Source organism: Brevundimonas fontaquae (assembly GCF_017086445.1).
GTDB lineage: Bacteria > Pseudomonadota > Alphaproteobacteria > Caulobacterales > Caulobacteraceae > Brevundimonas > Brevundimonas fontaquae.
On sequence record NZ_CP070968.1, the window covers coordinates 1,713,960 to 1,737,639 of the forward strand.

The window sequence follows — 23,680 nt, forward strand, 5'->3', positions numbered from 1 at the left end:
TTCGATGCGTAACCTCCTGCTGGCCGCCGCCTCGGTCCTGACACTCGCCTTCGCCGCGCCTGCCGTCGCGCAGGAGACGCGCGTTCTCGACAATATGGACGATGCGGCGCGGTGGGAGGCCAGCGCCTCCACCGACGTCCACGCCACCGTCTCCGCCGTGGCGGGGCATGAAGGCCGGGCGGTGCGGCTCGACTACGATTTCGACGGCAAGGCGGGCTATGCGGTGCTCAGCCGGCCGCTGCCGTTCGACCTGCCCGACAACTACGAGATCAGCTTCTGGGTGCGGGGCGCCGGACCGAGCAATACCTTCGAGGTCAAACTGACCGACGCCTCGGCCGACAATGTCTGGTGGAAGCAAACGGCGCGCTACGACTTTCCCGACGGCTGGACCAGGTTCGTCATCAAGCGCCGTCAGGTGTCCAAGGCCTGGGGCCCCAGCCCCGAGACGGTGTTGCGCCGCGCCGAGCGGGTGGAGTTCGTCGTGGTCGCGGCCGAGGGCGGCAAGGGATCGGTGGAGATCGATCAGCTTTCCCTGCGCGCCCTTCCGGTCGATCCGCCGATCCCGCCTCAACCGGTCGCCAGCGATGGGCAGACGGACTCAACGGCCGCCAATGCCGTCGATCTCGACCCGAAAACCGCCTGGACCCCGCCCGTGGGCGAGGCGTCGGCCCTGACATTGGACCTGGGCTACGAGCGCGAGTTCGGCGGCGTGATCCTGCGCTGGGGCGAGCGGGGCGCGGCGAGCGACTATCGCGTTTCCTCCTCCGTGGATGGGCGCGACTGGCGGCCGTTGACGACGGTCACGGGTGGCAATGGCGGCGTCGACTGGTTGAGGACGCCCGAGGCGACGGCGCGCTGGCTGAGACTGGAACCGCTGAAGCCCGCTCCGGCGCCGGACGTGGTCGGTTCGTCCGGCGCGGGCCAGCGGCTTGGCGCGGCCCAAGCCACGACCTATGCGCTGAACGAGATCGAGGTCGAACCGCTGACGTTCGGCGCGGACCCCACGGTGTTTCTGGAAGCCGTGGCCAAGGAAAACCGGCGCGGCCTTTATCCGCGCGGCTTCTCCGGCGAGCAGCCCTACTGGACCCTGGTCGGTGTCGATGGGGGTGGCGAGAGCGGTCTGATTGGTGAGGACGGCGCCATCGAACTGCGCCGCGCCGGCCCCAGTATCGAACCCTTCGTGGTCGACAACGGGCGGCTGATCACCTGGGCCGACGTCAATATCGAACAGGGCCTGAAGGACGGCGACCTGCCGATCCCGTCGGTGACCTGGACCGCCGACGACTGGACGCTGAAGATCACCAGCTTCGCCGACGGACCGGCGGATCAGGCACAGTTGTGGGGCCGTTACGACCTGACCAACACCACCAGCCGGCCGCGCACCCTGACCCTGACCCTGGCCGCGCGCCCCATGCAGGTGAATGCGCCGCGTCAGTTCCTGGCCATTCCCGGCGGCGTCAGCCCGGTGGAGACGATCGCCTGGGACGGCGCCGAACTGAAGCTGAACGACACGGTGCGGGTGCAGCCGTTGGCGGCCCCTGATCAGGTCGCGCTGGCGACCTTCGATGCCGGCAGCGATCCGCAGTCCCTGATCCTGCCGTCTGCGCGGCGGCCGGCCGCCGAGGTCATGGCGACGACCGACGCCACAGGTTTGGCCGCCGGCGCCCTAACCTACGAGGTGACGCTGCAACCGGGCGAGACACGCACGGTCGGCTGGGTGTCGCAACTGTCGGGCGACCCCTTGGCGCCTGAGCCGGTGGGGCAGGCGGCGGCTGTGCTTGATACGGTCGAGGCCCGACTGGCGGCCGAATGGCGCGCGAAACTGGATCGGGTCGACCTGACCCTGCCGCCCGCAGCCCAGCGGATCGAGGACGCGCTGAAATCCTCGCTGGCCCATATGCTGATGTCGCGTCAGGGGCCGATCCTTCAGCCGGGCACACGCAGCTACAACCGCTCCTGGATCCGCGACGGCGCCATGATGGCCGAGGGGCTCAACCGGTTGGGCATGGCCGAGCATTCGGCCAACTATCTGCGTTGGTACGCCCCCTATGTGTTCGAGAACGGAAAGGCGCCGTGCTGCGTCGATGCGCGCGGCGCTGATCCGGTGCCCGAGAATGACAGCCACGGCGAGTTCGTCTTCCTGGCCGCCGAGACCTATCGCTACACGAAGGACGAGGCCCTGCTGCGCCAGGTCTGGCCGCAGGTGCAAAAGTCGATCGCCTATATGGACGAGCTGCGCGCCTCGACCCGGACGACGGCCTTCCAGGCGCCGGATCAGCGTCACCTGTATGGCCTGTTGCCGCCGACGATCAGCCACGAGGGTTATTCGGACAAGGCGGCCTATTCCTACTGGGACGATTTCTGGGGCCTGCTGGGCTACAAGGACGCGGTCTTCATTGCCGAGACGCTGGGCGATGCAGACGCCGCCGCCCGCTATGCGGCGACGCGGGATCAGTTCGCCGCCGACATCCGGGCGTCGATCACGGCGACGGCGGCCCATCATGGCATCGACTGGATCGCGGGCGCCGCGGACCGGGGCGATTTCGACGCCACCTCGACCACCATCGCCCTGTCTCCAGCGGGCGAACAGGATAATCTTCCGCCCGAGCTTATGGCGCGAACCTTCGACCTGTATTGGGAAAACTTCCAGAATCGTTTGACCAACCGCACGGCGTGGAGGGACTACACCCCCTACGAATGGCGGCTGGTCGGCGCCTATGTGCGGCTGGGTCAGAAGGACCGGGCGCTGGATGTGCTGGACTTCCTGATGGCCGACCGTCGGCCCGAGGCCTGGAACGGCTGGGCCGAGGTCGTGGGCCGCGAAAAGCGCGAGCCGCGCTTCATCGGCGACATGCCGCACGCCTGGATCAGCTCGGACTATATCCGTTCGGCGCTCGATCTATTCGCCTATGAGCGGGACAGCGATCACGCCCTGGTGCTGGCGGCCGGCGTGCCTGAGGCCTGGCTGGACACGAAGGAGGGGGTTGGGGTGCGGGACCTGCGCACGGCCTATGGGCCGCTGACCTACGCCTATCGCAAGGAAGGCCAGGGCTACGTCCTCACCCTGGGCGACGGCGCGATGCCGCCGGGCGGCTTCGTCCTGCAATGGCCGGCGGAGCACGGACGGCCGGAGCGGGCACGGATCGATGGCCGCTCAGCGACGTGGTCGGGTGATGAACTGGTCGTTCCGGCAGGGGCGCGGCGGGTGCAGTTGCGCTAACGATCTGCGTCCCTTCTCCCATTGTGAGAAGGTGGCCCGAAGGGCCGGATGAGGGTCGACCGGTGGATCAGGTGGCTGCAGCGACCCTCACCCTTTCGCGCAAGACCGATCGCTACGCTCTCGGGCGCTCAAGCCCTCTCCCAATGGGAGAGGGGTCAGAGCCGCTTGAAGGCTTTCCCGTCCGCGTCGAACAGGTGCGCCTGTTTTGCGGGCACGTGCAGCGTCAGTCGCTCGCCCGCCTTGGCCCGCAGTTCGCCCGCCAACTGAACCGTCAGCGTGTCCTGTGTCGCCGGATGCTTCAGGTGCGCCATCGTGGTCGCGCCCAGGGTCTCCACGAACATGACCTCGGCGCTGAGGGCGTCGCCGTCGTCGTCGAGGCTCAGGTGTTCGGGACGGACGCCCAAAGTGACGGCGTCGCCGGGCTTGGTCGAGGCCGTATCCACGGCGACGCGGATCGTCTCGCCGGCCGTCGTCTTCACCGTCGCGCCGGCGGCAGACGCCTCGACGATTTCGGCTTTTAGCAGGTTCATCTTGGGACTGCCGATGAAGCCGGCGACGAACAGGTTGGCGGGGTGTTCGTACAGGTCCATGGGCGCGCCGACCTGTTCGATCCGACCGGCGTTCAGCACCACGATCCGGTCGGCCAAGGTCATGGCCTCGACCTGGTCGTGGGTGACGTAGATCATGGTGGTCTTCAGTTCGGCGTGCAGCCGCGCGAACTCGTAGCGCATCCGCACGCGCAGGGCGGCATCCAGGTTCGACAGGGGCTCGTCGAACAGGAAGACCTCGGGCTCGCGCACGATGGCGCGGCCGATGGCGACGCGCTGGCGCTGGCCGCCCGACATCGCCTTGGGCTTGCGATCCAGATAGTCGGTGATGCTGAGCGCCTCTGCGGCGGCGCGCACGCGGCGATCGATCTCGCCCTTGTCCGTCTTGGCCAGCTTCAGACCGAAGGCCATGTTCTCATAGGCGGTCATGTGCGGATAGAGCGCATAGGACTGGAACACCATGGCGATGCCGCGATCCGACGGCGAAAGGTCGTTGACCACCCGGTCCCCGATCAGAACCTGGCCCGTGGTCGCCTCTTCCAGGCCGGCGATGGTGCGCAGCAGGGTGGACTTGCCGCAGCCCGAGGGGCCAACGAAGACCACGAACTCGCCGTCGGCGATCTCCAGATCGACCCCCTTCAAAACCTCAACGGCGCCGAACGCCTTCTCGACGTCGACCAGACGGACGTTCGCCATGCTTCCTGCTTTCCTGACCCGTTTTTGTTTTGCCGCACCGTAACCGGTTACATGGCGGGATCAATGGCGCGAGACGTTTCAGTCGCGGTCAGGGGCTCCCAGTGGGAAATAGTCGCGATAGGGTCGGGCTTCGTCCACGCAGCGGGCGAAGGACGGACGGGCCAGCAGCCGGGCGCGATAGGCCTTGAGCGTCTCGAACCGTTCCGGGATCGGGTGTGTCCAGTCGGCGTAGAAGAGGGCAGGCGCGGCGGCGCAGTCGGCCAAGCTGAACCCGTGATCGGTGGCCCATTCGCGTCCCGTCAGCCGCTGATCCAGCCAGGCGTAGGTCGTCTCCAGCATCTTGCGCGCCTCGGCGTCGCCCAGCGGGTCGCGGTCGGTCTCGGCGCGCATCGAGTTGAAGACGATCCGGCCCTGGGGCGTCGAGACGTAGTTGTCGAACACCCGATCCATCATCCGCACTTCGACGGCGGCTGCGGCATCGTGGGGGATCAGGCGAACGGGGCCGGGATAATGCGCTTGTAGATGTTCGATGATGGAGGCGGATTCAAGCACCGTCGTCTCGCCGTCCTGCAGGACTGGGAACCGCTTGAGCGGCCATAGGGCACGCAGTTCCGCATTGGCCGACGGATCTTCCAGCGTGCGGTATTCGAAGGCGATGTCGTTCTCATAGAAGGCGATCAGCGCCTTCTGGCAAAAGGAGGAGAAGGGGTGGGCGTAGAGTTTCATCGCGTCCTCCAGACCAGTCGTCCGATGCGACTTTCACCCGGCATGACTGGGAGTCAATTTGCAAATCTGCAAAATTACGCTTTCGCAAAATGGCGGCGCTGGATAGAAGCCCGCCACAGATCGCGGGGACCACGACATGACACAGCGCAAAATCCTGATGGCGACGGTTTCGGTCGCCTGGCTGGCGGTCGCCGGAGCCGTGCAGGCGCAGGAAGCGTCGCGCGTGGACGACATCGTCGTCACCGGCTCGCGGATCGCGGGCGGCGAGCGGATCGCACTGGTAGAGACTGTGGCCCGCGAAACAATCGCCGCCGCCGGGATCGCCGATGCGTCTCAGTTGGTCCGGCTGGTCACGGCCAACTCGGGCTCGGAGGCCCAGGTGGATCAGCTGAACCAGCCGCAGAGTTCGGGCACGGCCCAGTTCAACCTGCGCAATCTCGGCCTCGGCTCGACCCTGGTCCTGGTGGACGGCCAGCGGTGGACCAACAGCGCCGTGGTGGCGACGGACGGCTCGGGCTTCGTCGACATCAACTCGCTGGTTCCGATGATCGCGCTTCAGCGGGTCGAGGTGGTCAAGGACGGCGCCTCGGCGGTCTATGGCTCCGACGCGGTGGCGGGCGTGGTCAACTTCATCACCCGGCGGGGCGTGGACCGGCCAGAAGTCAGCGCCAAATACGCCGTAGCCGACGGATCGGAAGAGAGCGTGATCGAGGCGCTCGGCGGGTTCGGCCTGCTGGGCGGTGACCTGACGCTGGCGGCCTCGCATTTCCATCGTTCGGCCCTGGGGTCGGACGAGCGGGACTTCACCCAGGCTGAACGCTATGGCCGCGCGGCCTGGACGGCCGTGACCAGCTATGGCCAGCCGGGTTCCTATTTCCGACCCAGCCGCAACGGTTTTTCGCCCGATCCGGCGTGCGGCAATCCGGCGTTCGGCAGCGCCTATCTGAACTCGCCCACGGACGCCTTCTGCCGGCTCGACTATTCGGACTTCTTCGATCTGGTCCCGGAGGAGACGCGCACGCAGCTGTTCGCGGATTACCGGCGCCCCGTGGGCGACATGACCCTGTCGCTGCAAGGGGCTTGGTCGGCGACGAACACCATCGCGCGCCAGTCGCCGTCGCTGCCGATCCTGGCGCGGTCGCTGACGGTGCCGGCGAGCCATCCCGACAATCCGTTCGGCGAGGCGGTGCTGTTCCGGGGGCGGCTGCTGGGGGCGGAGGCCGGCGCGTCTCAGGCCGAGTTCGACTATCACACATGGCGCCTGGCCGCCGGGCTGGATGGACGTTTCGGCAATGGCTGGACCTGGAACCTGTCGGCGACCAGCAGCCGTCAGCACGTCGCCTATGACAAGCCCGACACCATCGGCAGCGCCTTGCAGAATGCGCTGAACGGCCTGGGCGGGGCGGGCTGCAGTCCCGCCACGGGGACGCCCGGCGTCGGCGCCTGCCAGTATTTCAACCCGTTCGGCAGCGCCTACCTGGGGACCGGGACGGCGAACACCACTGCCCTGATCGACAGCCTGATCGGCTCGACCGGCCTGCGGGGCGCGGCGACCCTGACGACGGCGGACGCCTCGACCAGCGGCGAGGCCCTGGCCTGGGCCGGCGGATCGGTCGATGTCGCCGTCGGCGCTCAGTATCGCCGCAGCGGCTTCCGTCACGACTGGAGCGATCTGGTGAACCGGGGGGATCTGCTGACGGCGGGGGTGTCGCCGGACTTCGAGGGCGATCAGGAAGCCTTGGCCGCCTTTGCCGAGGCCCGCCTCCATCTGGGCGACCGGATCGAGGCGCAGCTGGCCGGGCGCTACGAATCCTACGACGGCAACGAGGGCCGGTTCAGCCCCAAGGCCGCGATCCGGTGGGATGTCACCGACGCCCTGGCCCTGCGCGCGTCGTGGGGACAGGGGTTCCGGGCGCCGTCGGTCTATGCCCAGTCGGGAGCGCAGGCGTCGCAGCCGTCGGTGTTCGACCGGGGGGCGTTCGTCTTCGTCAACACCCTGACCTCGGGCCGGGCCGACCTGAAGCCCGAGAAGTCCGAGAGCCTGAACCTGGGAGCGGTCTGGACGCCGATCGAAGGGCTGGAGTTGGGCGTCGACGCCTGGCGGTTCGACTATGCCGATCAGGTGGTCAAGGAGTCGGCCCAGGCCATCATCAACCAGGCGGCGGCCGATACGGCGGCGGGGCGGACCGGCACGGCGGCGCAGAGCCGCATCACCCGTTCGGCCAGCGGCGCCCTGACCTCCGTGCAGCTGTATTTCGTCAACGCCTCGTCCATCGAGACGCAAGGCATCGACCTGTCGGGCCGCTATCGGCGCGGCCTGTGGGGCGGGGAGGCGACGGCCTCGGCGATCTGGACCTATGTGGACGCCTATGACATCCGGCTGGACGCGTCGGCCGCCAAGGTGTCGGGCGTGGGTTCGACCAACCTGAACAACATCGGCCGGTCCCTGCCGCGCAATCGCGGGGAGTTCGCCCTGGGCTGGAGCGGCGGGGCGAACGCGGTGACGGCCCTGGTCCACTATACCGACGGATACGCCAATGACCGCAGCGGCATCACCGACGCCAGCATCGCCAGCCAGACGACGGTCGATCTGCTCTACAGCCGCACGATCCGCGCTGACCTGGATCTGTCGTTCGGGGTGGTCAATGTGGCCGACAAGGCGCCGCCCCTGGCGCAGTTCGCCTTGGGCTATGACCCGGTCGTGGCCGATCCGCGCGGGCGGGTGGTCAGCATTGGCCTGAGCAAGCGGTTCTGACCAAGCGGTTCTGATCGGCGGTTGCGCGGTCAACCGGGCGGTGTATGCATCCCCTAGGGGAGAATCCGATGACCGACGGCGAGACGACGCGCAAACAGGCGTTCAAGGACCTGTCCGAGGATACGCTGGGCTTCGGCGGCGCCGAGGTGCGGACCGCGCGTGACCTGCTGGTGCGGCCCCGGCTGGTGCTTCAGGCCTGGATGATCGAGGGACCGACGGGCGGCGGGCGCTACGCCAAGCCGCTGAGGCTGTATCTGGCGCTGAACGCGATCCTGATGCTGGTGGTCTTCCTGCGCGGTGGCCTGAGCTTCTATCTGGAAAGCATGCCGGCCGATGTCCTGAACCCCCTGCTTCAGGAAGCGGGCAAGTCGCGCGACGCCTTCATGTCGGACGCCGACGGATGGATGTCCCTGGTCGCCGTGCCCATCATGGCGCCCTTCTATGCTCTGGCCGCCATGCCGCTGTTTCGCCTGTGGGACGCCGAGGACCTGGGCTTGAGACGCGGGTTCAGGGCCGCCTTTGCCTATCTGAACGCCTGGACCGTGCCGTTGCTGCCGCTGGCCTGGTTCATGTTCAGCCCCGGCCCGCTGGCCGCAGCGTGCAGCCTTCTGATGCTGGTGCTGGGCATCGTGGCCTTCATGCGGATGGGGCGGGGACGGTGGTATCGGGGCGTGGTCCCCGGCCTGGCCAAGGCCTTCGCCGTGATGATCGCCATCGGCCTGTCCAGCGTCATCGCGACCTTCATCGTCATGGTCATCGGCGTCTTCGCCGGATTTGCGGCCTAGACGGTCGCCCGACAAAAACACCGTCTAATTCGTCTACTTTGTCTAATTCGGCGGCAGGCGAGTTCGCCCTGCGGCTCGCCGACGCGTGCGGTTTGCGACCGTGCTGTGATGTTTTCAAAGACCCGCCGACATCATAACCCCGTCGCAACGCGCGTCAGGTCGAATGACGCAGAAGCCGGATAAGTAGCTGACAATGTTGCTGGATTGTTGTCGAGGTTGGATGGGAAGAGGTTGGATCTGTCCGTAGCGAGGCCAAGGCTGTGACGAAGCTGCGGTCTTTGTGAAAGTCAGCTACGGGTGCTTAACCGCCGTTGCTAGGCGGCTGTTCAGTTAAAAGGATATCCTCGGTGGGGCTGGGAAAAAAATACACCCGATCAAACTTGCTCTTGATAGGCAGCTTGAAATCAACGCCCGCAAACGATTTTGCAAGTGAAACAAAGCGAGCATCAGGTACATTTTCCGTGCCGCAGATAGGAGGAACCAGCCCAGAGATGATTAAAAGCCAATGCTCATCGCAAGAGGCGTAGTTCTTGAGCCTTTGCTCCTTGGCGGCGATGACTTTTCCCACGTCATTTTGCGTTAGATTTTCTACGAATGCGCTTCGCCACGTCGTGAGAGATGTAGTCTTGTTTCCATCGTTTAAGATCTGGATGTGCTGAATAAAACGTGGAATCTCAGGACATTCGATCTTCGGCTGCTTGGAATGTGGAATGTCCGCATGACTGCGAACCAGCAGAATTACCGAGTGAGGGTCCATTTTCGCTGACGCTGAATTGATTAGCGACACAATGTGATCAAGCGCTTCCTCACACTCTAGCTTGTTCACCTCGGTATTATCTTCGCAACAAAGGCCGATTTCTATTGGGAGAGAAGATTTAGACAGTTTAAGCAACCGATTAGCAAACCATTCCTGAGCAGCCTCTATCTGCTTTGTGTTTTTGCCATTTACGCCAGATCGATGCGCCTCGGTGACCTCGACCCCGATATTTTTTCCGTGATAGGACATAATAAAATCGGGCTGCTCGGTATCCTCAAGTCCGTCCCACTGGACTCCCGCAGCGACCATACACCAGTGAAACGCTGCAAGCTCAGCAGCCTTCTTCGGGTTAGTCGCCAACTTCACGGTTAGTGAGGCGAGATCGTTCATTTGCGAAGCCTATGCGACGGGGCCCAGCGGTTCAATGGAAACGCTCAGGTCCGCCATGGGTCGATTTTGCTCGTCGGAAGAATAGAAAAATTCCGACATCGCCCGGTCCGTCATAACGGGGCCATGCCTCGTATGGAGGGCACTGCTATAGCAATAATTGCCATAATGGGTGGAGTTGCTTTGCTGGCGGTATAGCTGGGCGTGCAGGGGCTGACCTGTGATCAAGGGGGATCGAGATGCGAAATGGTGAGGGTTTCGAAACGCGCGTTTCTTGCGGTGGCGCTTCTGCCCATGGCGGGCGCGATGACTGATCAGCCTGGCCGGATCACCGGCATCGGCGGCGTGTTTGTCAAAAGCGCCGACCCCAAGGCCCTGGCCAGGTGGTATCGCGAGGTGCTGGGCCTAGACGTGGCGTCATGGGGTGGGGCGGCCCTAGCCTATGACGCGCCCGGTCATCCGCCCAAGGTGTCGTGGATGGCGTTCCCGCAGACCAGCGATCACATGGCGCCGTCGCCGCGTGAGTTCATGATCAACTTCGCCGTCGACGACATGGACGCGATGATCGCGCGGCTGGGGGCGAACGACGTGCCCATCCTGGCGCACGGTGAAGACAATCCGTTCGGCCGCTTCATCTGGATTCAGGATCCCGACGGGACGAAGATCGAGCTGTGGCAGCCGAAATAGAGCCCAGCATGAACAGACGGCGGCCCTAGGCGCCGCGCCAGGGAGACAGCACGGAATAGCGAGTGACCTCCCTGGCGCCCGACCTTGCCGCGCGGATCAGGTTGCGATCGGCAAGGTGTCGCACCGCGTCCTGAACGCTGCGCTTGGACAGGCCTGTCTGCTCCGCCAGTTGGGCATGGCTGAGGGCGACATCGCCCAGCGCCGCCAGGGACAGATAAACCAGAAACGCCGACGGACGATGGTCATGACCGACCAGGTCTCGCATCAGCGTGTCCAGGACGTAGCCGTCGATCGTGTACCGCTTATTGGTCATTTGCCTACGCCCGCGCGATTGACCTAGGCTGGAGCACGCGACGCTCCGAGCCCGAACTCACGTGATCAAGAAACTCAACTACGTCGGAATTCCAACGGGCGATCAGACACGAGCCCTGGCTTTCTGGACCGATGTGATGGGGTTCACAATCACGACCGACCGGCCCGTCGGTGAGCGCCGCTGGGTCGAGCTGAAGATTCCCGGCGCCCAGACAGGGCTGTTGCTGTTCACGCCGGAAGGCCATGAGGACCGCGTCGGAACCTTCTTCAACGGGTCATTCGGGTGCGAGAACGTCCAGTATGAGTACGAACGCCTGTCGGCCAAGGGCGTCAAGTTTTTGGGGCCGCCTGAGTTGAAGCCGTTTCCCCACGTCTATTTTCAGGACCCCGACGGGAATACGTTTTTCCTGTCCAGCCGCTGAAGGCGAGTCGAAAGCGGCTATAGCGCATTCGCCCAAAACTGACCTTCGAGAGACCCATGACCTACACCCTCTACGGCATTCCCAACTGCGACACGGTCAAGAAGGCGCGGGTCTGGCTGGAGCAGCAGGGGGTGGATTACGTCTTCCACGACTACAAGAAGGCCGGGGTCGATGCGGGGCGGCTGGGCGAATGGGTCGACGAGCACGGGTGGCAGACGGTACTGAATCGGGCCGGGACGACGTTCAAGAAGCTGCCCGAAGCCGACAAGGCGGGCATCGACAGGTCGAAGGCGATCGCGCTGATGACGGCCCAGCCGTCGATGATCAAACGGCCGGTGCTGGATCTGGGGGATCGACGGCTGGTGGGGTTCAAGCCAGACGTCTACGCCGCCGCGCTTACCTGAGCCGGACGGTCGCGACGACGCCGAAGTGGTCGGACGGGTATTCGCCGTTGGTCGGCGTATCGCCGAAGCGGCGGGCCTCGCTGGGCGTGAAGGCGGCCTGTTCGACGAAGATGTGGTCGATGACGCGCTCGGGATGACCCTTGGCCGGGTTCAGGGTGGTTGTGACCGCGCCGCGGGGCAGGGCGCTGAAGAAGCGGGGGCCGGTCAGTGTCGCCAGGCCCGAATCCTCTTGCGTCGCATTGAAGTCGCCCATGACGATTAGGGGCGTGCCGTCCTGCGGCAGCCAGCCTAGCAGGGATGCGATCTGGCGGGCGCGGACCGGGCCGGCGTCCTGTTGCCACGCCAGATGGGTGACGACGACATCGACCGGGCGACCCTGGACCGCCACGCGAAGCCGAAGCGCGGTGCGGAAATCGTCAAGCGGCTCAAGCTTGGTCGAGGCCTCGGCGAGAACCGGCAGGCGGGTCAGCAGGGCGTTGCCATAGCGGCGCGGGGCGCCCTCGGCGTCGGTTGAGACGAAGGCGACGTGATAGCCGCCCAGCTCACGAGCCAGCATCCGGGCCTGGTTCTCCAGCCCGACATTGGCGTCCTCCAGCACCTCTTGAAGGGCGATGACGTCGGCGTCCTGGGCCTTCAGCGCAGCGATCAGCAGCGGACGACGGGCGGCCCAGTCGCCCATGTTGTGCCAGATGTTGAAGGTGACGAGCTTCAGCTCTGTGGGCGTCTTAGCCTTTGGGGCCGTGGCGCAGCCTGCCAGCGGCGCCAGCGCGACGGCGGCCAGCAGGGTGCGACGGTGGATCATCTTGGCCTCAGCCCTCGACGTCCGTGGAGGGGCGGTCGTGGCCGTCGGCGCTTTCGGTGACCCATTCGCCGGCGGCGGTTTCGTATTCGATCGCGGCGGTCTGGTCCGGCACGCGCTGCTCGCGCGCGGCGCGCACGGCGGCGGCCTTGGCGTCGTCGTGGCTGGCGAAGGTTTCGGAATAGGTGTCGCCGGACTTGTAGGCCCAGCCGCCGTCATGTTCGACAATGCGATAGGTGACATGGGCCATGGGACGCGCTCCTGAGATTGATGAGACCGGACCCTAGACCGAACCGGCGGCGGCCGAAACGGCGACCTTACGAAGATTTCACCTAACGCCGCGCATCCGTTGAGGCGTCGGCCAGCCTCTTGTGATCAGAAGGCCGCCGCATCAGGCCGCTGCAGGATCACAGAAGAGATTATCCCATGACCCCTGTCGTTGTTGTTTTCATCATTTTCGCATCCATCGTCGCGGTCATCATCGGCCCGTCGTTTCTCAAGAACCGCGAGCGTCGCGAGATGCAGCTGACCGTTCGGCATGCGGTCGACAAGGGTCAGACCCTGCCGCCCGAACTGATCGACGCCATGACCAAGGACGTTCAGAAGGGTTTGCCGTCGCGGACCAAGGACATTCGAAAGGGCGTCCTTAGCCTGGCGGGCGGGATCGGCCTCGGCGCCTTCGGGCTGCTGAGCGATCTGGGCGGCAATCAATGGAATGGCGGCATGGCCAATCCCTTGCTGGGCATCGCCTGCATCCCGATGGCCATCGGCGTCGCCTTCATCATCCTGGGCTTCTTCAACCCGAACAAAGACTGACGTCCGCCGGAAGGGGGAAACGTCATGGTCAAATCATTGAGAGACTTCCACGATGTGGAGCTGGCCGCCCAGGCGGCGGCCGGCGGTCGGCGGGAGTATGGCGAGCTGGTGCGTCGGCACGGGTCGGCGGTGCGGGGGCTGCTGCGCCGGATGGGGGCGACGCCGTCGCTGTCCGACGACGTGGCGCAGGACGCCTTTCTGCAAGGGTTCCAGCGGTGCGCGGAGTTTCGCGGGCAGGGGACGTTTGCGGGCTGGATCAAGAAGATCGCCGCGCGGCTCTATCTGAAGCGGGTGGCCAAGGAGGCGCGCTACGTCGCCGAGATTGAGGCCGACCAGGCGGATGTGGTCGTCGATCGCGGCGGTCTGATGGACCTGGACGAGGCGTTGAAGACGCTCAGCGAAACCGAGCGTGTCTGCGTCTCCCTGTGCCACGGCGCGGGGATGTCGCATCCGGAAATCGCGGCAGCCATGAATTTGCCGCTTGGCACGGTGAAATCGCATGTCAAACGTGGTCTGGATAAACTCCGTGCGCGGCTTCAACCGGCGCACGGCTCAGGCGGGAGGTCGGTCCATGTCGGCTGACGAGTTCGATCCGATGATCGAAAGGCTGTTCGCCCAGGCGCCGAGCCTGCCGGACGAGGCCCTGTTCCTGGCGACGGTCAAGGCGCGCATGGAGACGCGGTCGCGCTGGCGCGCCCTGACCCTGACGGCGGCCGGACTGATCGGCGGCGTGCTGGCGGTGCGCGAGGGAGTGAACATCAACTTCACCGCCGACGGCGATACGACCTTGGCGCAAGGCCTCAGGGCGGCGGCCGCCACGGCGCAGGGCGCGGCGCAATCGGGCCTGGACGGATTGGGCCTTCAAGGTCTCGGCGTCGGGTCGCTGGATGTGATGAACGGCTCGGGCATGATGGCCTTCTGGATCGTCGCCGGGGCCTTGGTCGCCCTGATGGCGGCGGGCGTGGCGAAGCTGTCGCAGGACGTGTGAGCGCGGGTGCAAGGGTGACACCGGCGGGGCAGGGGCCTATCTGACCCGTTCACGTCAGGAGGCCCGGCGATGTCCATCCACACCCAAGAGAGCGTCAAACGCATCACCGTGCCCGATATCGCGGGGCGCAAGGGCGGCGAGCCGATCGTCTGCCTGACGGCCTATGACGCGCCGATGGCGGCCCTGCTGGATCCGCACTGCGATGTGCTGCTGGTCGGCGACAGCCTGGGGATGGCGGTTCACGGCCTGCCCAATACCGTGGGCGTGACGCTGGAGATGATGATCCTGCACGGGCAGGCCGTCATGCGCGGCGCCAGACGCGCGATGGTGGTGGTGGACATGCCGTTCGGATCCTACGAAGGCGGCAAGGAGGTCGCCTACGCCAACTGCGTGCGGGTGATGAAGGAGACGGGCGCCCAGGCGGTGAAGCTGGAAACCAGCATCGAAATGGCCGAGATCGTCGCCTTCCTGGTCAAGCGCGGCATTCCGGTCATGGGCCATGTCGGCCTGCGACCCCAGGCGATCCTGGCCGAAGGCGGGTTCAAGGCCAAGGGCCGGACCGAGAGCGAGCGTGATCGGGTGCTGGCCGAGGCCAGGGCCGTCGCCGAGGCCGGCGCCTTCTGCATCGTCATTGAGGGCGTCGCCGAATCGCTGGCGCGCGAGATCACCGAGACGATCGACGCGCCCACCATCGGCATCGGCGCCTCGGCCGCCTGCGACGGCCAGGTGCTGGTGGTCAACGACATGCTGGGCATGTTCGACTGGACCCCGAAGTTCGTGCGCAAATACGCCGATCTGCGCACCGAGATCGACCGGGCGGCCGCCGCTTTCGCCAGCGATGTGAAAACCCGCCGTTTTCCTGCCGAAGTCGAGACCTACTTCTCGAAAAAGCCGGCTTCGCAGTAACGGACGACGTTGCGGGCGGGGAGCCGACCTTCTAGGGTCCGCGCCGGTTTGCATTTCGCGATTTTGGGGCGACGTTTCAGTGGTTGATGTCTTCGAGCAGGTCGAGGAGGAGCTTCGCTCCGACAAGTTGAAGCGCCTGGCCAAGACCTGGCTGCCCGTTTTCGGCGTGGTGCTGGTTGTCGCGCTGATCGGCGCCCTGGGCTGGTGGGGCTGGGACAGCCTGAACTCCAACAAGGCCGCCAAGGCCGCCGAGGCCTATGATCGCGGCATGGAGGCCCTGCGCGCCGACAAGCCGATGGACGCCCGCGCCGCCTTCGAGGAAGCGATCAAGGAAGGCAATGGCGCCTATAAGGTCCTGGCCCTGCAGCAGCAGGCCGGCCTGGCCGTCAGCGCCAACAAGTTCCAGGACGCGGTTCGCCTGTTCGACGAAGCCGCCAAGGCGTCCAGCGATCCGATCCTGTCGGACCCGCCCGCCCTGAAGGCCGCATTCCTGATCATGGACACCGCGCCGCTGGCCGAGATCGAAAAGCGCCTGACGCCGCTGGCCGAAGACAAGCGCCCGCTGCACGCCTTCGCCCAGGAGGCCCTGGCCCTGGCGCGCCTGCAACACGGCAAGACCAAGGAAGCGCGCGAGGCCTTCGTGCTGCTGCAACTGGGTCAGGACGTGCCGGACTCGATCCGTCAGCGCGCCCAGATCGCCGTGGAATCCATCGACGCCGGCACCGCAGCCGCCATCAAGCCCATCATCGACGCCGCCGCCAAGGCGACGCCGCCGGCCGCCGGTGCTGCGAACGCGATGACGCCCTCGGCCGCCCAGGCTGCACCGGTCCAGGCTGCACCGGCCCAAGCTGCCCCGGCTCAGGCCGCACCCGCTCAGGCGGCTCCCGCCGCCGCGCCGGCCGCCCAATAGTGACGACCCCTTACAGGACGCCCCCGATGAACCGAGTTCTGAAAGTCGCGCTGATCTGCGGCGTCGCCGCAACGATGGCATCCTGCGGCACCGTGCGCCGCAACCTGCCGTTCGGTCTGGGCGGCGGCAAGGAAGACGCCGGCGCGACCGCCTCGGCCGGCCAGCGCATCTCGGTGCTGGAGTTCGAACAGAGCCTGTCGCCGTCGGCCGCCCTGTCGGGCCGCGATTTCTTCCTGCCGGGTCCGCAGGCCGTGACGGCCTGGACGCAACCGGGCGGCACGTCCGAGAACCTGGTCGAGCACGTCATTGCGGCGCCGAACTTCCAGATCGCCTGGAAGCGGGGCGTCGGCTCGGGATCGGCCCACGTCGGCAACGTCATGGCGCCGATCGTGGCCGCCGACGGCAAGATCTTCGTGCTGGACGGCGAATCGACCGTTTCGGCGGTTTCGGCCGACACCGGCGCGATCCTGTGGAAGGCCAACGTCAAGAACGCTGATCGTGACCGCAACGGCGGCTTTGGCGGCGGCGTCGCCGTGGGCGGCGGCAAGGTCTTCGTCTCGTCCGGCTATCGTTCGATGACGGCGCTGGACGCCAACACCGGCGCGGTGGTGTGGACCCAACAGGTGGACGCCCCGATCCACGGCGCCCCGACCGTCTCGGGCAACCGGGTCTTCGTCGTGGACGTGGACAGCCAGCTGTTCGCCTTTGACGCCAACACCGGCGCCCAGGACTGGACCTATCGCGGCATCGCCGAGCCGGCGCGCGTCATGCGCGCCTCCAGCCCCGCCGTCAGCGGCACGACCGTCGTCGCCCCGTTCGCCTCGGGCCAGCTGGTCGCGCTGAGCGCCCTGAACGGCCAAGCGGTGTGGGAAGAGACCCTGTCGCGCACCAGCCGCACCAGCGCCCTGTCGGAAGTTCGCGACGTGGCGGGCCGTCCGGTCATCAGCCGCGGCATGGTCTATGGCGTCAGCCACTCGGGCGTGATGTCGGCGCTGGATCTGCGTTCGGGCCAGCCCAAGTGGCAACTGCCGGTGACGGGCGTGAACGCGCCGCTGCCGGTCGGCGACGCCGTCTTCGTGGTGTCCAAGTCGGGTCAGCTGATTACGGCCAACCGTGACACGGGCCAGATCTACTGGACGCGCGAACTGAACGAGGGCCGCGAGCGCCGCGAGGGCGGTTTCCTGACCTTCGGCCGTCGCACCATTCGTCCGCAATGGTCGGGACCGCTGCTGGCCTCCAACCGTCTGGTGATGGTGAACTCGTTCGGCGAGGCCGTCGCCTTCGATCCGAAGACCGGCGTGGCGCAGACGACGCTGAAGCTGGGCGCGCCCGCCTATATCGCGCCGGCCGCCTATAACGGCGCGCTCTATGTGCTGACCGACAACGGCCAACTGATCTGCATCCGCTGATTTTCAGCCCAAACTAAGCTAGAAGGCCGACATGGCTCTGAAGGTCGCCATCGTCGGCCGCCCCAATGTGGGCAAATCGACACTGTTCAACCGCCTCGTCGGAAAGCGCCTGGCGCTCGTCGACGATCGCCCCGGCGTGACCCGCGACCGGCGATACGCCGACGGCAACATCGGCGACATGGACCTGACGCTGATCGACACGGCGGGCTACGAGGACGTCACCGACGACAGCCTGGAAGCCCGGATGCGCGAGCAGACCGAGGCCGCGCTGGACGACGCCGAACTGGTCATGTTCATGATGGACGCCCGCGAGGGCGTGACGTCGTTGGACCGGATCTTCGCCGAGCGCCTGCGTCGGGTGCACAAGCCGATCATCCTGCTGGCCAACAAATCCGAGAGCCGCGAAAGCGGCGGCGGCGTCGGCGAGGCGCACGCCTTGGGCTTCGGCGAACCCGTCGCCATCTCGGCCGAGCACGGCGAGGGGATGGCCGATCTGTACGCCGCCATCGTCGCAGCCTCGCAGGACATCTTCGTCGAGGAGATCGACGAGCCGGACAAGCCGATCCGCATCGCCGTCATCGGCCGTCCGAACGCCGGCAAGTCCACCCTGATCAACCGCCTGATCGGCGACGACCGGCTGCTGACGGGGCCGGAAGCGGGCATCACGCGCGACTCCATCTCCGTCGATTGGCAGTTCGAGGGCAAGAACATCCGCCTGGTCGACACGGCCGGCATGCGTCGCAAGGCGCGGGTGCAGGAGAAGCTGGAGAAGCTGTCGGTCGCCGACACCATCCGTGCGATCACCTTCGCCGAAGTCGTCATCCTGATGATGGACAAGGACGACGCCTTCGACACCCAGGACCTGCAGCTGGCCGATCTGGTCGAGCGCGAGGGCCGCGCCCTGGTCTATGTCGCGTCGAAGTGGGACCTGGAGGACGAGCCCCAGTCCCGCATGGCCAAGCTGAAGGGCATGGCCGAGGACAAGCTGCCGCAGCTGAAGGGGTCGCCCTTCGTGGCCCTGTCGTCGCACAGCGGCCGCGGCGTCGAACGGCTGATGCCGGCGGTGCTTCAGGCCTATGACACCTGGTCGGTCAAGGTGAAGACCAAGGACCTGAACACCTGGCTGTCCATGGCGACCCAGCGACACCCGCCCCCCGCCGTGGACGGCAAGCGGATCAAGCCGAAATACATCGCCCAGACCAAGGCCCGCCCGCCGACCTTTGTGCTGATGGCCAACCGCGCCGAGTCGATGCCCGAGCATTACAAGCGCTATCTGGTCAACTCGATCCGCGAGAGTTTCGACCTGCCGGGCACGCCGATCCGCCTGAACGTCAAGTCCAGCGGTGTGAACCCCTATGCCGAGGGCGGCGCCAAGTCGGGGCCCGAACGCTACAAGGGCGACGCCAAGACCGCGCCGCGCCGCGTCAAGAAGGCCGAGAAGGAAGAGGCCCTGTCCAAACTGCCCGGTAAGGCGCTGGAGCAGAAGAAGACCCGCAAGGCCCAGCCCAAGGTTCTGGGCGGGTTGAAGTCCAGCGCGTCGAAGAAGGCCGGTTCGTCCGTGGCGGTTCAGAAGGGCGCACGCGGCGGCGCCCGCCAGGTGTCGCGCTCTGGCCGGATCCGCACGGGTCAAAAGGGCGGCGCCAAGAAGTGACGGCGTGAGCGAGGCCGAGAGCGCGCTTCCCGCCCGGCCCACCTCGCGTTGGCTGATCCTGGACGGGCAGGGGCGGGTGCTGCTGTTTCACTTCGTGTTTTCGGAAGGACCGCTCGCCGGCACAGCCTTCTGGGCGACGCCCGGCGGCGGGTGCGAGACTGGCGAGACTTTTGAAGACGCCGCGCGCCGCGAACTGTTCGAGGAGACGGGGCTGGTCGTCGAAGACCCCGGCGATCAGGTCGCCCAGGTCCGCGTCGGTTTCCGCCTGCCCGACGGCCGGATGGCGGATGTGGATCAGAGGTTTTATCTGCTGCGCACCGACGACTTCGTCCTGTCGTCCAAGGGCTGGACGGATGAGGAGCAAACTGTTCTGGTCGAACACCGCTGGTGGAGCCTCGACGACATCTGCGGCTCGGACGAGACGATCTGGCCCGCAGAACTGGCGGATATTCTGTCGGCCCTTTGAATCGTCACCCCTGGCGTTTCGAGACCGATTTTCGCTCGCAAACATACTGCTTGATCATGTGCGGAAAGCGGCGCTTGGGTTTCGGATCAATCCGGAGCGCTCCATGACCACGATCCAGGTGTTCGACCTTCAGGCGGTGCAGAAGATTCGCAAGGGGGCCGTCGCCGCCGCCCTGCTGGCCCTGGTGGGTCTGACTATGGTGTCCCAATCGGCCAGCGGGTTGGACAGTCCGCTGCATGAAGGCGTCGAAGCCGTCGGTCTGGCCGCCATCGTCTTTGCGATCGTCGGCCGCGCCTGGTGTTCGCTCTACATCGGCGGACGCAAGAAGGCCGAGATCGTCTCGCGCGGGCCGTATTCGATCAGCCGCAACCCGCTTTATATCTTCAGCTTCTTCGGCGCCTTCGGCGTCGGCGCCCAGAGCGGAAGCCTGACGCTGGCGGTGCTGTTCACCTTGGCGTCGCTGGCGGTGTTCTATCTGACCGTGCGTCGTGAAGAGGCCTGGCTGGCTTTAACCTTCGGCTCTGATTATGCGGCCTATCGTGCGCGCACGCCGCGCTTTATGCCCAACTTCGCCCTGTGGCGTGACCAGGCGGAACTGTCGGTGCGGCCGTCCTTCTTCTTGACCACGATCCGCGACGGCCTGGTCTTCCTGCTGGCGATCCCGCTGTTCGAAGCGATCGATCTGGCCCAGGCCGAGGGCTGGCTGCGGGTTCTGGCGCGCCTGCCTTAAGCGGCAGTCGTTTTAGCCCATCATCAGGCTTTGACGCATGCGGACCGCGTCGCGGCCGGGCGGAAGGCCGAACTGACGGGCATATTCGCGACTGAACTGGGACGGGCTGTCATAGCCGACGGCGAAGCCGGTCTCGGCTGCGCCCTCGACGCCCGTCAACAGCCGGGCGCGGGCTTCGCGCAGCCGCAGCTGCTTGTGGAACTGCAACGGGCTCATGGTCGTCACGGTGCGGAAATGCCGGTGGAACGTCGACAGGCTCATGCCCGCCATGTCCGCCAGAGTCTCAAGCCTGACCGGTTCGGCATAGTGGGCGCGGAGCCAGTTGATGGCGCGACTGACGCCTGACAGGCGGCTTTCGGCTGAGCCGATCTGGCGCACGGTCGCGGCGTGCCGGCTGTGGAGCAGCCGCCAGATCAGCTCGCGTTCGATCATCGGCGTCATGACGGCGATCTCCTCGGGGCGGTCCAGAAGGCGCAGCAGGCGGGCCATGGGCTCCAGCAGTTCATCCTCCAGCGGTGTTACATGGATGCCGGTCGGCGGCGGCTGATGCGAGGGGGAGGGGACGTCGATCTCCAGCATCAGGCCAGCGATGGTGGCGGGATCGAGGTCGAAGCTGAGGGCGCGATACGGCGCCTCGATAATGCTGCCGCATACCGGCAGTTCGGCGGACACCACCAGGCAATCGCCCGCGCGATAGGAATAGACAGTCTCGCCCAGGATCGTCTGTTTGGCGCCGCACACGACCAGGCACAGCATTGGATCATAGGCGACGGGGACCACCCGCGTCTGCGCGTCGCTGCCATATAGGCGCAGACCGGGCACGGGTGATCGTGACAGATCGGGCGGCGCGTGACGCACAACGATGTCGGTCATTTCGGGCAAGAGGCTCATGGCGGCATTCAGCGCCGGTCACCGGCTATTCGCAAGCGGGCGAGGGCGGTTTGACAGGATCGTGCAAGGCTTCGCCCGGATCGCCCTAACGCCGGGCGCCTGAAACCGCGTCTTCTCCGTCCGGTCAGGCAGAGGAGATTTCCCATGACAACAACCAACCAAAAGACCTGGCTCATCACCGGTGCGGCGCGAGGGCTCGGCGCCGGCATCGCCCGCGCGGCGCTGGACGCGGGCGACCGCGTCGTCGTCGCAGGTCGAAACCGCGACGCCCTGATCGAGGCGTTCGGACCGGATAGCGACACGGTCCTGAGCCTGACGTTGGACGTCACCGACACGGCCGCCATCGCCGCCGCCGTCGAGGCGGTCATGGCGCGCTTCGGCCGCATCGACGTTCTGGTGAATAACGCCGGCTATGGCCACCTCGGCATTTTCGAGGAGACCAGCGCACAGGATGCGCGCACCCAGTTCGACACCAATGTCTTCGGTCTGTTCGACATGACGCGCGCGGTGCTGCCGATCATGCGCGCGGAGAGGTCGGGCCATGTCTTCAACATCTCGTCCATCGGCGGGCTGATGGGCGGTGAGAGCGGCGCGATCTATTGCGCATCCAAGTTCGCGGTCGAAGGCTTCAGCGAGTCCGTCGCGCAAGAGGTGCGTCCGTTCGGCATCCATCTGACCATCGTCGAACCGGGTTTCTTCCGCACCGACTTCCTCGACGCCTCGTCGATCCGATACGGCGATAATCCCATCGCCGACTACGCCGAAGCATCGCGCACCATCCGCGCCTTCTACGACGCGCGCAGCCATAATCAGGCGGGCGATCCTGCGAAGTTGGGTCGGGCCCTGGTCGTCTTGGCGAATGCGAAAAACCCGCCTGTGCGATGGTCAGCGGGCACGGACGCCATCGGCGTGGTGGAGATGAAGGCGGACAGCCTGAGGGCCGAACTGGAGGCCTGGCGCGATCTTTCAGCCTCGACCGACGGCGATTTCACCTTCCGCGAAGAGCCAGGGCTAGGCGGCGCCTGGGGCTGATACCAGCCTAGACCAGCGCTTCCGTCGTCGGTCCGGCCGCCCAGTCGCGGAAGCGGATCGTCAGCGGGGGCGTGGCGCCGGGGCGGGCCAGATCGACCACCAAGGGGCCGATTTCGGAGGGGTGGGGCAGGACGGACGGGTCTTCGCCCGGATAGGCCTGGGCGCGCATGGCGGTGCGCATCCGGCCGGGATCGACGATGCTGACGCGTACGGGCGTGCTCTCGATCTCGTCGGCCCAAGCCTTCACCAAGGTCTCGGCGCCGGCCTTGGTCGCGGCGTACATACCCCAGAAGGCCTTGGGCGCGCTGGCGACGCTGGTGGTGAAGTGGATGGCGCGGCCGGCGTCGGAGGCGCGCAACAGAGGCTCGAGCGAGCGGATCAGACGATAGACGGCGGTAAAGTTGGTCTTTTCGACCTTGGCGAACTCGCGCGGGTCGGCGTGCGACACCGGCGTCAGGCCCGAGGGGCCCATGGTGGCGGCGCAATGGACCCAGATGTCCAACTTCTTGAACCGTTCGAAAATGGCGCCGCCCAGCCGGTCGATGGCCCCGCCGTCCACCAGATCGAACGGAATCAGGGTCGCATGGCGGCCGGTGGCGGCGAAGATGGCGTCGTCCAGCTCTTCCAGACCGCCTTGGGTGCGCGCCGTCGCGATGACGTGGGCACCGGCCTTGGCCAGGGCCAGGGCGCTCTCATAACCGATGCCGCGCGAGGCGCCGACAACGAGGGCGATACGGTCGTTCAGGGGCAGGGCGTCGGTCATGTTCGGGTGGTAGGAGTGGCGACGAGACGGGTCAATGTGTTAAGCTGTAAGCAGGTGTGTACAGGAGCACTCTGTCATGGCTGCCAGCACGACCGTCACTGTCCGCATGAGTGAAACACTCAAAGAGCGGCTGGGGCTGCTTGCCGAGAAAACCCAGCGCACCCAATCCTTTCTCGCCGAACGCGCCATCGCTGGCTACGTCGAACGAGAACTGGAAATGATGACGGCCGTCGAGGAAGGTCTCGAAGATTTCCGAACAGGCAATGTGGTCCCGCACGAAGAGGCCATGCGGCAAATCCGCGAGACCATCGCCAAATACGAGTCCTAATGCGCTCCGTCGTGTGGTCACGGCGTGCGCTGCTGGAACTGACCCACGCCATCGACTATCTGGCCCAGCGCAATCTGCCCGCCGCGCAGAAGATCGAAGCCCGCATCATCGAGACGACGGAAAAGCTGGCGCGACGACCGATCGGTCGGCCGGGCAAACAGCCTGACACCTACGAAAAGCTCGTGGCCGGCGCGCCGTATCTGATCGTTTATACCTTGGCGGACTATGCCGATGGTGGGCAGGTCCAGATCATACGCCTGTTCCACACGGCGCAGAACCGCGAGTGACGGTC

At 66.0% G+C, this 23,680-nt stretch carries 26 protein-coding genes; 18 read left to right on the top strand and 8 right to left on the bottom strand.

All coding sequences use genetic code 11. The annotated features are described in order from the left end of the window. Window positions 1–4 precede the first annotated feature (4 nt). On the top strand, window positions 5–3,220 hold the full coding sequence (locus JX001_RS08380; RefSeq protein WP_205680729.1) for a discoidin domain-containing protein: 3,216 nt from the start codon (window positions 5–7) through the stop codon (window positions 3,218–3,220). A 155-nt stretch (window positions 3,221–3,375) separates the two neighbouring features. On the opposite strand, the gene JX001_RS08385 is transcribed toward JX001_RS08380, so the two are convergent. Together JX001_RS08385 and JX001_RS08390 are read right to left on the bottom strand one after the other, a co-directional pair. After that, complete coding sequence (locus tag JX001_RS08385) at window positions 3,376–4,464, bottom strand: ABC transporter ATP-binding protein (protein ID WP_205680730.1); 1,089 nt, start codon at window positions 4,462–4,464, stop codon at window positions 3,376–3,378. 78 nt (window positions 4,465–4,542) lie between these two features. Next, a complete protein-coding gene (locus JX001_RS08390; RefSeq protein WP_205680731.1) occupies window positions 4,543–5,190 on the bottom strand; it encodes a glutathione S-transferase family protein in 648 nt (215 codons plus the stop codon). 136 nt (window positions 5,191–5,326) lie between these two features. On the opposite strand from JX001_RS08390, the gene JX001_RS08395 reads away from it, so the two are divergent. Continuing rightward, the gene (locus tag JX001_RS08395; protein ID WP_205680732.1) at window positions 5,327–7,945 is read left to right on the top strand and encodes a TonB-dependent receptor plug domain-containing protein; all 2,619 of its coding nucleotides are present in this window, start codon (window positions 5,327–5,329) and stop codon (window positions 7,943–7,945) included. A 68-nt stretch (window positions 7,946–8,013) separates the two neighbouring features. Then, window positions 8,014–8,730 (top strand): hypothetical protein, encoded by a 717-nt coding sequence (locus JX001_RS08400; protein ID WP_205680733.1) that lies wholly within the window; start codon window positions 8,014–8,016, stop codon window positions 8,728–8,730. 301 nt (window positions 8,731–9,031) lie between these two features. Here JX001_RS08400 and JX001_RS08405 read toward each other — a convergent pair whose 3' ends face one another. After that, window positions 9,032–9,877, bottom strand: coding sequence for a hypothetical protein (locus JX001_RS08405; protein ID WP_205680734.1), 846 nt, complete (start codon window positions 9,875–9,877; stop codon window positions 9,032–9,034). Window positions 9,878–10,180: 303 nt separating this feature from the next. On the opposite strand from JX001_RS08405, the gene JX001_RS08410 reads away from it, so the two are divergent. Then, a complete protein-coding gene (locus JX001_RS08410) occupies window positions 10,181–10,561 on the top strand; it encodes a VOC family protein (protein ID WP_205680735.1) in 381 nt (126 codons plus the stop codon). Window positions 10,562–10,586: 25 nt separating this feature from the next. Here the strand turns inward: JX001_RS08410 and JX001_RS08415 are convergent, their stop codons facing one another. Then, the gene (locus tag JX001_RS08415) at window positions 10,587–10,874 is read right to left on the bottom strand and encodes a helix-turn-helix domain-containing protein (RefSeq protein ID WP_205680736.1); all 288 of its coding nucleotides are present in this window, start codon (window positions 10,872–10,874) and stop codon (window positions 10,587–10,589) included. Between the two features lie 61 nt (window positions 10,875–10,935). Here JX001_RS08415 and JX001_RS08420 point away from each other — a divergent pair, with 61 nt between their 5' ends. Both JX001_RS08420 and JX001_RS08425 read left to right on the top strand, forming a co-directional pair. Continuing rightward, window positions 10,936–11,295, top strand: a complete 360-nt coding sequence (locus tag JX001_RS08420) for a VOC family protein (protein ID WP_205680737.1) — start codon at window positions 10,936–10,938, stop codon at window positions 11,293–11,295. A gap of 56 nt (window positions 11,296–11,351) precedes the next feature. Further along, a complete protein-coding gene (locus JX001_RS08425) occupies window positions 11,352–11,699 on the top strand; it encodes an ArsC family reductase (protein WP_205680738.1) in 348 nt (115 codons plus the stop codon). Here the strand turns inward: JX001_RS08425 and JX001_RS08430 are convergent. Next, window positions 11,692–12,501 (bottom strand): endonuclease/exonuclease/phosphatase family protein, encoded by an 810-nt coding sequence (locus JX001_RS08430; protein ID WP_205680739.1) that lies wholly within the window; start codon window positions 12,499–12,501, stop codon window positions 11,692–11,694. The genes JX001_RS08425 and JX001_RS08430 overlap by 8 nt on opposite strands. Before the next feature lie 7 nt (window positions 12,502–12,508). Next, a complete protein-coding gene (locus JX001_RS08435; protein WP_017506104.1) occupies window positions 12,509–12,748 on the bottom strand; it encodes a DUF2188 domain-containing protein in 240 nt (79 codons plus the stop codon). Window positions 12,749–12,924: 176 nt separating this feature from the next. On the opposite strand from JX001_RS08435, the gene JX001_RS08440 reads away from it, so the two are divergent. The 9 genes from JX001_RS08440 (at window position 12,925) to JX001_RS08480 (ending at window position 20,374) form a co-directional block, all read left to right on the top strand. Continuing rightward, window positions 12,925–13,314, top strand: a complete 390-nt coding sequence (locus JX001_RS08440) for a DUF6249 domain-containing protein (protein ID WP_205680740.1) — start codon at window positions 12,925–12,927, stop codon at window positions 13,312–13,314. 24 nt (window positions 13,315–13,338) lie between these two features. Then, a complete protein-coding gene (locus JX001_RS08445; protein WP_055808384.1) occupies window positions 13,339–13,896 on the top strand; it encodes an RNA polymerase sigma factor in 558 nt (185 codons plus the stop codon). Next, window positions 13,886–14,302, top strand: coding sequence for a hypothetical protein (locus JX001_RS08450; RefSeq protein ID WP_112862236.1), 417 nt, complete (start codon window positions 13,886–13,888; stop codon window positions 14,300–14,302). The genes JX001_RS08445 and JX001_RS08450 overlap by 11 nt, the downstream gene beginning before the upstream one ends. A 69-nt stretch (window positions 14,303–14,371) precedes the next feature. Beyond that, entirely contained in the window at window positions 14,372–15,208 is an 837-nt protein-coding gene (gene panB / locus JX001_RS08455; protein WP_205680741.1) for a 3-methyl-2-oxobutanoate hydroxymethyltransferase, read from the top strand. Between the two features lie 79 nt (window positions 15,209–15,287). Beyond that, the gene (locus JX001_RS08460) at window positions 15,288–16,118 is read left to right on the top strand and encodes a tetratricopeptide repeat protein (protein ID WP_205680742.1); all 831 of its coding nucleotides are present in this window, start codon (window positions 15,288–15,290) and stop codon (window positions 16,116–16,118) included. Between the two features lie 26 nt (window positions 16,119–16,144). Then, the gene (locus tag JX001_RS08465) at window positions 16,145–17,527 is read left to right on the top strand and encodes a PQQ-binding-like beta-propeller repeat protein (RefSeq protein WP_088582173.1); all 1,383 of its coding nucleotides are present in this window, start codon (window positions 16,145–16,147) and stop codon (window positions 17,525–17,527) included. A gap of 31 nt (window positions 17,528–17,558) precedes the next feature. Continuing rightward, window positions 17,559–19,178: a ribosome biogenesis GTPase Der gene (gene der / locus JX001_RS08470; RefSeq protein ID WP_199060368.1), complete on the top strand. Its 1,620-nt coding sequence runs from the start codon at window positions 17,559–17,561 to the stop codon at window positions 19,176–19,178. A 4-nt stretch (window positions 19,179–19,182) separates the two neighbouring features. Then, a complete protein-coding gene (locus tag JX001_RS08475; protein ID WP_205680743.1) occupies window positions 19,183–19,644 on the top strand; it encodes an NUDIX hydrolase in 462 nt (153 codons plus the stop codon). 103 nt (window positions 19,645–19,747) lie between these two features. Next, a complete protein-coding gene (locus JX001_RS08480) occupies window positions 19,748–20,374 on the top strand; it encodes a methyltransferase family protein (RefSeq protein ID WP_205680744.1) in 627 nt (208 codons plus the stop codon). Window positions 20,375–20,386: 12 nt separating this feature from the next. Here JX001_RS08480 and JX001_RS08485 read toward each other — a convergent pair whose 3' ends face one another. Then, the gene (locus JX001_RS08485; protein ID WP_205680745.1) at window positions 20,387–21,265 is read right to left on the bottom strand and encodes an AraC family transcriptional regulator; all 879 of its coding nucleotides are present in this window, start codon (window positions 21,263–21,265) and stop codon (window positions 20,387–20,389) included. Window positions 21,266–21,409: 144 nt separating this feature from the next. Here JX001_RS08485 and JX001_RS08490 point away from each other — a divergent pair, with 144 nt between their 5' ends. Then, window positions 21,410–22,297: an oxidoreductase gene (locus tag JX001_RS08490; RefSeq protein WP_205680746.1), complete on the top strand. Its 888-nt coding sequence runs from the start codon at window positions 21,410–21,412 to the stop codon at window positions 22,295–22,297. Window positions 22,298–22,304: 7 nt separating this feature from the next. Here the strand turns inward: JX001_RS08490 and JX001_RS08495 are convergent, their stop codons facing one another. Next, entirely contained in the window at window positions 22,305–23,060 is a 756-nt protein-coding gene (locus JX001_RS08495; RefSeq protein ID WP_205680747.1) for an SDR family NAD(P)-dependent oxidoreductase, read from the bottom strand. 76 nt (window positions 23,061–23,136) lie between these two features. Between JX001_RS08495 and JX001_RS08500 the strand changes: the two genes are divergently transcribed. Further along, a complete protein-coding gene (locus tag JX001_RS08500) occupies window positions 23,137–23,388 on the top strand; it encodes a CopG family ribbon-helix-helix protein (RefSeq protein WP_017506570.1) in 252 nt (83 codons plus the stop codon). Beyond that, window positions 23,388–23,675, top strand: a complete 288-nt coding sequence (locus JX001_RS08505) for a type II toxin-antitoxin system RelE/ParE family toxin (RefSeq protein ID WP_205680748.1) — start codon at window positions 23,388–23,390, stop codon at window positions 23,673–23,675. The genes JX001_RS08500 and JX001_RS08505 overlap by 1 nt, the downstream gene beginning before the upstream one ends. The last annotated feature ends 5 nt before the right edge of the window (window positions 23,676–23,680 follow it).